The 11,221-nt window shown below is 69.8% G+C and carries 8 protein-coding genes and 3 pseudogenes; 7 read left to right on the top strand and 4 right to left on the bottom strand.

From position 1 onward, the window contains the following. Both ACFW3D_RS18215 and ACFW3D_RS18210 read left to right on the top strand, forming a co-directional pair. A partial coding sequence (locus tag ACFW3D_RS18215) for an ABC-2 membrane transporter-related protein (protein WP_500505159.1) occupies window positions 1-695 on the top strand: 695 nt, incomplete at its 5' end. A 63-nt stretch (window positions 696-758) separates the two neighbouring features. Further along, window positions 759-938 (top strand): hypothetical protein, encoded by a 180-nt coding sequence (locus tag ACFW3D_RS18210; protein ID WP_500505158.1) that lies wholly within the window; start codon window positions 759-761, stop codon window positions 936-938. A 49-nt stretch (window positions 939-987) separates the two neighbouring features. Here the strand turns inward: ACFW3D_RS18210 and ACFW3D_RS18205 are convergent, their stop codons facing one another. Then, entirely contained in the window at window positions 988-2,139 is a 1,152-nt protein-coding gene (locus ACFW3D_RS18205) for a serine/threonine-protein kinase (protein WP_500505157.1), read from the bottom strand. 72 nt (window positions 2,140-2,211) lie between these two features. Next, on the bottom strand, window positions 2,212-3,069 hold the full coding sequence (locus ACFW3D_RS18200) for a phosphotransferase family protein (RefSeq protein WP_500505156.1): 858 nt from the start codon (window positions 3,067-3,069) through the stop codon (window positions 2,212-2,214). 322 nt (window positions 3,070-3,391) lie between these two features. Here ACFW3D_RS18200 and ACFW3D_RS18195 point away from each other — a divergent pair. Together ACFW3D_RS18195 and ACFW3D_RS18190 are read left to right on the top strand one after the other, a co-directional pair. Then, window positions 3,392-3,917, top strand: a pseudogene (locus ACFW3D_RS18195) (SigE family RNA polymerase sigma factor). Then, a complete protein-coding gene (locus ACFW3D_RS18190) occupies window positions 3,914-5,152 on the top strand; it encodes a hypothetical protein (RefSeq protein ID WP_500505154.1) in 1,239 nt (412 codons plus the stop codon). Before ACFW3D_RS18195 ends, ACFW3D_RS18190 begins: the two are co-directional and overlap by 4 nt. Before the next feature lie 541 nt (window positions 5,153-5,693). On the opposite strand, the gene ACFW3D_RS18185 is transcribed toward ACFW3D_RS18190, so the two are convergent. Both ACFW3D_RS18185 and ACFW3D_RS18180 read right to left on the bottom strand, forming a co-directional pair. Continuing rightward, the gene (locus ACFW3D_RS18185) at window positions 5,694-6,116 is read right to left on the bottom strand and encodes a DUF6086 family protein (RefSeq protein WP_500505153.1); all 423 of its coding nucleotides are present in this window, start codon (window positions 6,114-6,116) and stop codon (window positions 5,694-5,696) included. Between the two features lie 242 nt (window positions 6,117-6,358). Continuing rightward, window positions 6,359-6,916 carry a GNAT family N-acetyltransferase gene (locus ACFW3D_RS18180; protein ID WP_500505152.1) on the bottom strand — a complete coding sequence of 186 codons (558 nt, stop codon included), beginning with the start codon at window positions 6,914-6,916 and terminating at the stop codon, window positions 6,359-6,361. 208 nt (window positions 6,917-7,124) lie between these two features. Here ACFW3D_RS18180 and ACFW3D_RS18175 point away from each other — a divergent pair. The 3 genes and pseudogenes from ACFW3D_RS18175 to ACFW3D_RS18165 all read left to right on the top strand — a co-directional run. Further along, a pseudogene (locus tag ACFW3D_RS18175) lies at window positions 7,125-7,517 on the top strand (NUDIX hydrolase); the annotation flags it as partial. A gap of 113 nt (window positions 7,518-7,630) precedes the next feature. Beyond that, a pseudogene (locus ACFW3D_RS18170) lies at window positions 7,631-7,840 on the top strand (tyrosine-type recombinase/integrase); the annotation flags it as partial. Between the two features lie 304 nt (window positions 7,841-8,144). After that, complete coding sequence (locus ACFW3D_RS18165) at window positions 8,145-11,105, top strand: FG-GAP-like repeat-containing protein (RefSeq protein WP_500505150.1); 2,961 nt, start codon at window positions 8,145-8,147, stop codon at window positions 11,103-11,105. Window positions 11,106-11,221: the final 116 nt, after the last annotated feature.

Below are 11,221 nucleotides of genomic sequence, written 5' to 3'. Positions count from 1 at the left end.
TCGGCGCCCCGCTGCTCGCGGGTGACTTGGAGAGCGGCACGGCCAAGCTCGTCACCTCCCAGGGCGCCGGACCCGCCCGCTGGCTCGCCGCCAAGCTCGGCATCACCACGCTGGTGGTCGTGGTCAGCACCGTGGCGCTCTCCTTCGCCTTCGGCCGGTGGTGGGCACCGGTCAGCAAGGAGAACACGGTCATGGACTGGACCTCCGGCCAGGCGTTCGACAACACCGGGCCCGTGCCCGTCGCGCTCGCCCTCTTCACCGTCCTGGGCGGCGTCGCGATCGGCATGGTCCTGCGCCGCACCCTGCTCTCCATGGTCGTGACCTTCTTCTTCGCGGTCGCCGTCCAGGTGGTCTGGGCCCACTTCCGGCTGGACCTGGGCAACGTCATCAGGGTCACCACGGACTCGGGCGTCAACGGCGACACCCCGCGCCTGCCCACCGCCGCCTTCCAGATCGACCAGTCGTTCGTCACGTCGTCCGGGGAGACCCTCGGCTGGAGCACCTGCGTGCACGCCGGATCGGAGAAGGCCGTCGCCGCCTGCCAGCAGCAGAAGGGCATCGTGGGCTGGGCGGTGGACTACCTCCCCGTCTCCCAGATGAGCGGCATGCAGTGGTTCGGGGCCTCGATCCTGTTCGCCCTGGCCGCCGCCGTCACGGCCTTCGTCTTCCTCTGGGGCCGCAAGCGCGTCGTCTGACGCGAAGGCACCGGACCGGCACGGCGCGACCCCGGATGGACGCACCGAGCGCCACCCGGGGTCGTGCCGTTTTCTCCCTACGGCTGCGGGCCGCGTTCGGGCTACTTCGGACGGCGCCCCCGAACGTGGATCGCCCTCAGCCGGGAAGGCGCGCAGGCCCTGGACGCCGAACTGCGCACCCTGCGTGCGCTCGTCCTGCGCCTGGAGACTCCCCGCCCCGCGCCCGCCCCATCGGACAAGTGATCACCGCGCAAACGGTGCGCGGGTGCCGCGTGGTGGAGCAGCTCGCGCCCTACGCGTCGAAGTGCCGGTCGACCACGAGGTCGAGTTGTCCGAGCCACTCGTCGACGTCGGCCTTACGGCGGCCGCTGACCTCGCACGTGTAGGACGCGCCGCCGTAGAGCCCGATCCTCACCACGAGTTGCCTGCCTCGCCGGGAGGCCGTGTACTCGATGGCTGCGATCTCGGACCATTCGAATTCGGCCTCGGTGCCATCGAGCCGGAACACGATTCCGTCGCCGTCCGCCGCGATGCTCGCCTCGTGATCGGCGGCCATGATCGCGGGCGACGGGATTTCCGGAGCGGCGTCCGAGACGGGCGGCCGCGGCACGGAGACCGTTCTCGCGTAGGCCGTGGGAACACGGTCGGCCAACGGCGCGGCGGGCGGTGCTGCGGGGAGGGTCAGGAGGTCCAGGAGCGCGGATGGAGCCGGGCGCGCCGAGGGGGACTTGGCCAGGCACGATGCCACCGCCTCCCGCAGTTCCGGCGGGACCACCGCGAGGTCCGGAGGTTCGTGGACCGCGCGGTACATCAGGGACATCGGCGTGCCCTCGCCCCATGCCTTTCCGCCCGCCGCCGCGACCAGGACCGCGCCGAGCGCGAACACGTCGGCGGCGCCCGTGACGTCCTCACCCAGAGCCTGCTCGGGGGCGAGGTAGCCGGGGGTGCCGAAGGCCGCTCCCGTCGCGGTCAGGCGGGTGGACTCCACCGCGCGGGCGATACCGAAGTCCAGGACGCGGGGGCCGTCCTCCGCCATGATGATGTTCCCGGGCTTGAGGTCCCGGTGGACAAGACCGCAGGAGTGGATGGCCTCGAGCGCCTCCGCGAGCGCGGCGCCCAGGCCCCTCAGGCGCGGCTCGTCCAGCGGACCCTCGGTGGCCAGGAGTTCGGCGAGCGTCGGACCGGGCACGTACGCGGTCGCCAGCCAGGGAGGCTCGCAGTCGGGGTCCGCGTCCACGACCGGGGCCGTGTGGAATCCGCCCACCATACGAGCCGCCGCCACTTCCGCACGGAAACGCTCACGGAAGGCGGGGTCGGACGCGAGTTCCGGCCTGGCGACCTTCACCGCCACCGCGCGGCCACCGCGAGACCGTGCCAGGTAGACCGTGCCCATGCCCCCTTCGCCGAGCTTGCCCTCGACGGTGTACGTGCCGATGCGATCCACGCCCACATTATGGCCGACGGGCTTTGCCCGATCAGGGCGTGGCCGGGAGGAAGCGACGCCGGCCGGACCCCCTCATCCGGCGTGGTTGCAGCGGGTGTCGAGTTCGAGCCAGGGCACGATGTGGTCGACGTAACTCTCCACGTTCGACAGGGTCTTCCCGGGCAGGACCGCGATGAGGTGCCCGATGCCGAAGGTCCGGTCCCAGACCCGCGCGCGTCGGTAGGTCTCGTGGTCCACCGCGTCGCGGATGGTGTCCCAGCCGTGCCAGGCCATGCAGGCGGCGTCGACGGCGGGGTCGAAGGGCAGCGCGAGGTCCCAGTCGAGGACGCCGATCAGCTTGCCCTCCGGGCTCCAGTGGACGTTGGAGCCACCGAGGTCGCCGTGGACGAGCGCGTCCGGTACCGGTTCCAGAGCTACCGCGTTGTCCAGGCGCCGCCGGCCTTCGTCGCGCCAGTGGGCGGGCAGGCGAGGGATGACGTCCTCGGCCAGGACTTCGGCCCAGCCCCGTGCCGGGGTCTGTTCCCGAGAAGCGGCCAGGGCGCGGCGGAGCGCCGGGGTGAGGGGGACTTCTCGCAGCGCCCGCAGAAGGTCGCCGATCTGTTCCGGATCGCCTTCGCCCTCGGGCAGTGCGGCGCCGTCGAGCCAGGACACGGCGACCGCGGCACGGCCGTCGAAGTCCATGACCGGGGTGAGCGGCTCCGGTACGGCGAACGGCAGTCCGGCCGCCCCGATCGCGCGCAGCAGTTCCGTCCTGCGCGGCAGCGCCTCCGCCGCCGAGGGACGCTTGCTGATCCGTACGGCCGCGATTCCGGGAAGCAGCACGACGTGATGGATGTTGCCGTCGGCGGCCGGACGCGCCCGATCCAGCGGGGCGCCCGGCAGAAGCGCATCGACGATCTCCAGCAGATCCGCCGGTACCTCGTGGCTCACGCCGCAACCCTAGGGCACAAGGTGGTGAGGGTGCGCCGGTGCGACACTCGGGGCGTATCGAGCCGCGCAGCGTACGGAATCGGCAATGGAGGCACACCGGATCGACGTGCGCGAGACCCGCGGCCGGCACGGTCCGCCCCGGCCACCGCGGTTCGCCCATCCGAACGGCACCGTCGATTCCTGGTGCGGCGAACGCCCCGCCCGCGCATGCAGCAGGCCGGCCAACTTTGATTATTCGTTCTCCGTCCACCCGGCATAGCGGCGGGCCGCCGCACGCGTCATAGAGGGTGCCGATCGATCCGGTCGACACGGAAGGTGACGGATGGATGCCCTAGGGCAAGATCAATTCAGGGAGTTCGTGACGAGCCGGTCGTCCGCTCTGATGAAGCTCGCGGTGCTGCTGAGCGCGGGGGACCTCCACGAGGCGGAGGACCTGCTGCAGAACGCGCTCGTCAAGGCCGCGGGCCGGTGGCATCTCATCGAGGAGCCGGAGGCCTACGTCCGGCAGGTGCTGTACCGGCAGCAGATCAGCCGGTGGCGGCTGCGGTGGCGACGGCGCGAGACCACGGTCCCCGTCCCGCCGGACGGCGTGGCCGCGGACCCGACCGGCGCCGCCGACCTGCGGCTCGTCGTACGCGGCGCGCTCGCCCGTCTCACCCCGCGCCAGCGGACCGTGCTGGTCCTGCGGTACTTCGAGGACCTGCCGGAGGCCGATGTGGCCCGGCTGCTCGGTGGGCACCGTGCGCAGCACGACGCACCGGTCCCTGGAAAGGCTGCGCAAGATCGCGCCCGAACTCAGCCGGTCCGCCCTCGGCTCCGGCCTCACCGCGGTGGAGGTGTCCCGATGAACGTGGAACGGGTGGTGCGGGAGACGCTCCACGAGATGTCCGCCATGGAAGGCGTCCGCGTGCCCGGCGACTTCGCCGACCGGGTCCTGCGCGTACGGCGCACCCGGCGCTTCCGCAAGGCGGCCGCGGCGGCCCTGGGGACCGTGGCGGTGCTCGTCGCCGCGCTCCTGGTCCCGGCACTGGATTCCGGCAGCCGCGACCGCGGGCTGCCCGCCGGCCTCAGTGACGCCGACGTCGTGACCGACCTGGGCGACACCCGGCCCCAACACCAGGTCGCGGCCGGGGACACCGCGCTGTCCGCGTACTACACCCTCGGCTGGGGCCCCGAACAGGACTCCAAGCGCCCGATCGTGCGGACGTGGTACCTGCTCAACACCAGCACCGGCCGGTACGAGAAGACCCCCTGGGCCTACATCGACGTCGCCCGGGGCCTGAAGACCGCCGCCGTACTCGAAGGCCCGCTGCCGGCCAAGCGGGTCGGCCTGGTCGACATGAGCACCGGAAAGGTCACCCGCTGGATCAACCTGGGCCGTGCGGCGGGCGGTGTGTCCTGGTCGCCGCAAGGCGACAAGCTCGCCGTCACGACCTCCATCGCAGGGAAACCGTCGAAGGACGGGTTCCACACGGAATCGGCGGACTCGGACATCCCGAGGGACCAGAACCTGTCCCGCCGGTTCTGGGACATCGAGCGCACCGGCTACTACGTCGTCGACCCGGCGACCGGGGCGTCGGTCTGGCGCAGTTGTCCGTTGCCGGAGACGGAGGGCGACTCACCGCTGGTCTGGCGGATGGGCGACGCCAAATGGAGCCGTGACGGCAGCCTGATCAAGATGGAGGGCGCCACGAACACCGGACGCCCCCGCTTCTACGACCTCCAGGGCCGTCAGCGTCCCGCCCCGGCGGGCGAGGACCCGGAGCATCCCTCGACCGGCGGCGTGTCACCGAACGGAAGGCTGGTCGCCGGTGACAACGTCCCGATGGGCAACAACATCACCGAGGTTCTCAACTCCGGGACCGGCCACGTGGTCGAAACCCAGCCCGTGGACGAACTGGTCGCCTGGGCCGACGACCAGCGGGTCATCGCCTGGCAGAGCGACAGCATCCGCTGCACCCGGTCGCAGTACTGCCAGCGCCTGGTGGTGGTCGACATCGACGGCGACCACATGAAGCCGCTGACCGCCCCCCGGACATCCAGGCCCGGTCAGGCATGGGAACCGGTCTTCACCCACCGGTGACCGCCCGGAAGCCGTGGGTGCCGGTTCCGATGACCTGCACCCCGGCGCGGTTGCCTTGCGGCCGAGAACCCGGAAGGGGGCTCCGGGTAGACCAGTTGCCGGGACGAGCCTTCAGGGGTGACCTGGGGTTCCTCGCCCTGGGCCGAGTCCGGGCACACGTACCCCCGCACACCCTGATTCCCCGGGGGACCCCGCCCGTTCCGGCACGGATGTGGCACGGACTTCCATCCGCGGCAGGGCCGCTGCCCTGAGTGCGTGATGCACCGCACGTCTGCCGTGATCGCGTTCCAAGCAGCTTTCACTGATCGCTTGTTGCAGAGTGACCTCGGCTCTCTCGCAAGTCTGCTGCAACGCAGCACCCGCGGCGTTGGTCTCAGCGCTCCAGGTGCGTACAGCGCCGTTCGTGCGGACGTGCTCGGTCACCGCCTGCCTGGCCGCGTATACGGCGCATTGCAGAGCGATCAGGGGCTCGGGCACCTCTATCCAGCCACGCTCGACAATGTCAGGCGCCGCTTCCTGATCGTGGCCCGAGCCAGATCTGTCAGCGGTGGCCGTGCGTATCACCTGCCGGGGGCACGGAGCTGCTGTACTGCCTCCAGTTCGGAGCCTCCATGGAGCGTCCGAACGAGGCCATCTCGCTCCGGAGAGCCTCCTCGTGTTCGGTGCTCAGTGTGATGGGTGACCCCGCCATGTCCAGGAGGACGAGAGACGTGACCAGCAAGCCGCGCCACAGTCCTTGCAGCACCGCACTGTTGGTCCGGGAGTAGGCGTCGTACACACCCTCCACGAACGCCCGGAACTCCGGCAGCTCAACGTCACAGCCGCCCAGCCGGTCGTTCTCGATCAAGCCGCTCGGCAGTTCCAGATGCTCCGCTGCGCTCTGCGTAAGGGAGAAGTAGAGCCGACCACTGGCGTAGCCCGCGTCCCATAGTGTCTCGTCGTCCAGTTCGTAGGGGTAGCTCAATCTGCCAACTCCACATGTTCGCCTCGACAGCTTTGACCATGGTGTCCGTCGTCACTCCCCGTGATCTGCGGCCGCTGGCATCCGCCGTTGAACGAGGATGTTCAAAGCCGTCGATGTCAGGCACAGATGTCGGCCCGGGGCACCTGGTTCCGGACGGTGAACACCCTGCCAGGTGCCTGCCCGGCTGCGCGAGCGTCTTAAGACCTGCTCTCTCCAGGCAGTTCACCTCGGTGCCGGGGCGGTCAGCAGTCGGGACAGCCGTCGAACACGGGCGGCGGCGGGGACCGCAAGCCGAGCCACTGCTCGGCGTCCCAGGCCCGGAACCGCTCTATCTCGGTGAACCCCAGATTCGCCGCCAGGCGCATCGAGCCGATGTTGGCGGTCTGGGTAGTGAGCACCACCGGCTCACCGGGAAGGGCGCCGTCGAACCAACCGAGTGCGGCCTCGCACGCCTCGGCGGCGTACCCGAATCCCCACGCCCTCGGCAGGAACAGGTAGCCGAGGTCGACCTTCCCCGCGGCAGCCGGGCGACGATGCTCTGTTGCCCTCCTGAGCAGGATCCGGCCGATCATCGCCCCGTCGAGATCAACGACGAAACTCCCCGGCCGCCGCCCGGGCACCTCGGGCATCTCGTGCTCGAGTTCGTCACGTGGCCGGGGGCCGCCGAGGTACGTGTGCACCTCCGGCGAGGCGTGCAGCTCGATGAACGCCGCACGGTCCCGGGCCTCGGGCTCCCGGAGCACGAGCCGCTCAGTCTCGATCGGGACGGGCGGCCAGGCGACGGGGCCGAGTTCGGTCATGCCGACCAACCAATCAGCAGGCTCGGCAACGATCAAGGCCGGCGGACCGATCGAGCCAACGGGGTCGTGGGGCAGACCGTCTTGGCGATCAAGAACCGCTCTCCGCTCCCCACCTTCCCCAGCCGTTTTCAAAGGTCCCCATCAACGTCCGTCGGCCTGAGGCGAGCGCGGACCCGGCTTGTCGGTTGCCCCTGCCATCGTGTGGCTCATGGGCGAACTGGTTGAGCGGGTCGATGAGCACGATCGTGTACTGGGCGTTGTGGACAGGGATTCGGCGATCCGAAACGGGTGGATGCATCGCATGGCAACGATCGTGTGCCGTGATGCCGGTGGGCGGATATTGGTGCACCGCCGCCCTGATGACGTCTCGCTGTTCCCCGGCCTGTTCAACTGGATGCTTGGGGGCGCCGTGAACGTTGGTGAGTCGTATGAAGATGCGGCTGCAAGGGAGTTGGTCGAGGAATCGGGGGTCGAGGGCCGTCCTCGGTTCGTCTTCAAGTTCCTCTGCGAGGGTGCGATCAGCCCGTACTGGCTCGGCTTGCATGAGGTCGTTGTGGAGGGGCCCATCCGGCCGGATCCTTCGGAGATCGCTTGGTACGACTGGTTGACCGAGTCCCATCTGCGTGGTCTTGTCCGTCAGCAGACGTTTGTTCCGGATGCTCGTGAGGCATTCGACCGTTACTGCGCCCTCACCGATCCGCTCACTCGGGCGACCTCCCGGAGAACTTCCGCTTCTGCGATCGGCGACACACCGGCCACACCCTCACCACTCCATCGGGCGCCACGCTCAAGGACACGATGGTCCGGGCCGGACATTCCTCCGAGCGGGCCGCGCTGATCCACCGGCACTCGGCGCCCCACGACCGACGGTCCCGGCGGCGGGCTGATCGACGTGTTGAACGGGTTCGAAAGTCTCTTCCGTGAGCTGTGAGCCCGTTGTTAGGATCCGATCATTCGGGTGTGGGGGGCGGGGGCCGCCGGGATCGACCGGCTTGCTTGCTGTGAGTGCTGTGGACCGAGCCGATTCCCCTGCCTGTTCCAGGTCCTTTCGCGTCAGGGGTGGAATCAGGTGGCGAGACGTGCCCTCCTCCGCAGTGCCGTCACGACGGTCGCGTCGCTGTCGCTGGCTGTCGGTCCTGCTTCCTGGGTCGCATCGGCCGATGCAGGAACGTTCAGTGAGACCACGATTCCCGCGACCATGCGCGTCATACCGGGCTTTGGCTCTGTGATGAGCGCCGGGCCCTCCGGGTTCCTGCACAGCGCCGCCACCACGAGCGGTCCCTCCGGATTGGAGTGGACGGGCGCGGACGGCTCGACCCGAAAGCTTGAAGGCACGCAGTTGCACGACCCCGTGGAGTACTACGGAGCGGGATCGGATGTCGTTGCGCTGCCGCCCAGCCGTGGCACGGGCGACGTACTGCTGCGGAACATGGTCACCGACGAGACCACGACCGTCACTGTTCCCGCAGGTCAGGTGTACAGCAGGGCGATTGGGACCACGGTGGTGACCAAGGGCGGAGCCGCTGCCGACGGGGACTCGACCGAGTTTCATCTGCTGAGCAATGAGAACGGGACGACGGTGGACCGCCGCGTGACAGGCGTTCCGGAGGGTGCCTCCATCGTCGCTGTCGCGCGGGCCGGCGTCCATGGGTTCCTCTCACTTCTGAAGGTCCCAGGGGAGGACCTCGCACAGTACGCCTGGATCGATCTCCGCACCGCGGAAGCCACGTTTCTGCCGTACGGCACGGTGTCCGGGAATTCCGTGGTGACCGCCCTTCATCTGGTCACCCCCCAGGCCGGTGGCGTGCGGATCTATGAGCAGGGCCGGTTCGACACCCCCGTGCGCGAGGTCCAGGTCGGTCTCGAGGACGCGAAGGTCCTCGGCGTCGTCGGAGACTCGCTGATCGTGGGCCGCTATGACCCTTTTCTCGGTCTGAAGGCGTCCGGGGCGTCCATCTGGAGGGTCGTGGCCGTCCCCTTCGACGGTTCCGGCGAGCGGACGCTTCTCGCCCGTGCGGTGGCGGACCGTGTCGCCGTCCGGTCGGACGGCGGCGTTCAACTCGTCGGCGGCCAGTCCGCGGAGGACTACGGCTACCAGGACATCACCGCCGGGGCGGACGGCGTGCCGTACGTGGCCCGTGTGCTCCGCGTCCCACCGGTCCCGATGGCGCTCCAGCGGCTGACGCTGGATCACGGCACCGTCAGGACACTGGAGTTCGGCGACGGGGCCACCTCCGTGTACGACCGCCCCCTCACCGAGACCGCACCCGGATACGGCGAGCGCGTGCGGATGGGCGGCCTGCCAGTCCCGTACACCAAGTGCAGCGTCGCCTGGGGGCTGTGCCCCGAGCTGTATCCCACCGGGGACGGCCGGACCGTGTACCGCGGGACAGTGAGCGTGGACAGCGGCTGGCAGCCCAAGCTGTTCGTCGTGGGCAAGGGCGGGACGTTCCCCGGAACGCCGATCGAAACGGGCCTCCAGGACTCCTTCGACGATTCCCCGGACCAGATGAGGATCGTGGGGGCATCCGGGAACCTGGTGCTGGTCGAAGGGAGACCTGCCGGCGGCAGCCGGGAACTCCGGGTCGTGGACATCGACTCCGGCAAGGTCGTGCACACGGAGCCGTACCAGATGGGTGCGATCTGGGGGACCACCCTGTGGTCCTCGGCTCCGGGCGGCAAGGTCACGGCCAAGGACGCGCGCACCGGGGCCTCGCTGACATCCTTCACGGTGAACGCCGGGTGCTCCTCCATGGTCGACCTGCAGGCCGTCGGCCGGTGGCTGTACTGGACGTGCAACGTGAGCACCGCTCCGTACGCCGCGGGCGGCGTCTACGACCTCCAGTCCAGGAAGAACATTCCGCTTCCCTCCACCGCGCAGGCCTACCTCGGCGACGGTGTCGTCGCCGTCCGGAGCGGGAAGGGGCTGCGTGTCTACGGCCTGCAGACCGGGACCGCCGTCCAGCGGGGGGCAACCGACGCCGCGGGGCTCGTGGCGCTCGACCCTCGCAGCGGTGACCTCGCGTACTCCACGCCGGACCAGGCTGTCCACGTCCTGCACACCGGGCGTCCCGAGGCGGCCCTGGTCTCTCCCTACCGGAATGTCACCGCGCGGGTGGAGACGGACGCGACCCCGGTCTCGTGGCGCGGTGAATGGTGGCTCTCCGAGCCGACGGCTTCCTGGAGGGTGGAGATACGCCACCAGGCCACGGGCCGCGTGGTGGCCACGCGCAGTGGCGGACCGGCCGAGTACTCGATCGCGACGACGTGGGACGGCCGGGACACGACAGGCGGACGGCTTCCCAACGGCTCGTATACCTGGACGCTGACGGCTCAGCCGGCGGACGGGCAGGGAGCGGCGTTGGTCCAGTCCGGCGCGGTCCGGTTGACGGGTGGCACAGCGGTATGGCGGGACCATGTCGGCGGCTCGGCGCTGCCCGACGGTGTCGGCGACCTGCTCACGCTCAATTCCTCGGGCGCGCTGACGTTCCAGCAGGGCACGGGCACGGGCACGTTCTCGGGGAAGGTCAGCGCCGGCGGCTGGGCGACGGGCACCCGCGCCGTGCCCGTCGGGGACCTCAGCGGTGACCGCTGCAACGACGTCCTGGTCCGGCTGAGCAGCGGCACCGGCACCCTCCGCCTGTACCGGCCGGCCTGCGGGGCGGCGCTCAAGCCGACCACCGCGTACACCACGCTGGGCACCGGCTGGAACCAGTACGACGTCCTGACCTCCCCCGGTGACGTCACCAAGGACGGCCGCCCCGACCTGATCGCCCGCAACGCTTCCTCCGGGGCGGTGTACCTGTACAAGGGAGCGACGGGCGGAAAGCTGGCCGCGCGCGTGAAGCTGGCCGACAACTGGAAGACCTACAAGAAGGTCGTCGGGGCCGGCGACCTGAACGGTGACGGCATCGGCGATCTGCTCGCCCAGGACAAGTCGAACAACCTGTACCGGTACTTCGGCAAGGGCAACGGGACCTTCGCCGCGCGCGTGAAGATCGCCACCGGCTGGGGGGCCTCGTACAACGCGGTCGTCGGCGTCGGGGACATCAACGGCGACGGAAAGGCCGACCTGATCGCACGCGACACCGCCGGGAACCTCTACCGGTACTTCGGCAAGGGCAACGGGACCTTCGCCGCACGAGTGAAGATCGCCACCGGCTGGCAGGGCTACAAGGGCATCTTCTAAAGCGCCAACGCGGACGCCGGGGGCCGGGTCGGGGAGCGCATCCCTGACCTGGCCCCTCGTCTTTCGAGCGGATGACGTGGACTCAAACCCGCGCTTTGCGCATGGGAATCCCCGGT

This window comes from Streptomyces sp. NPDC058864 (assembly GCF_042742985.1).
Lineage (GTDB): Bacteria > Actinomycetota > Actinomycetes > Streptomycetales > Streptomycetaceae > Actinacidiphila.
This window is presented reverse-complemented; position numbering and strand designations above follow the sequence as displayed.

Coding starts and splice junctions, on each gene's coding strand:
- ACFW3D_RS18190 (WP_500505154.1), top strand. CDS start 3,914: ATGAACGTGGAACGGGTGGTGCGGGAGACGCTCCACGAGATGTCCGCC.
- ACFW3D_RS18165 (WP_500505150.1), top strand. CDS start 8,145: ATGAGCGCCGGGCCCTCCGGGTTCCTGCACAGCGCCGCCACCACGAGC.
- ACFW3D_RS18180 (WP_500505152.1), bottom strand. CDS start 6,916: ATGACCGAACTCGGCCCCGTCGCCTGGCCGCCCGTCCCGATCGAGACT.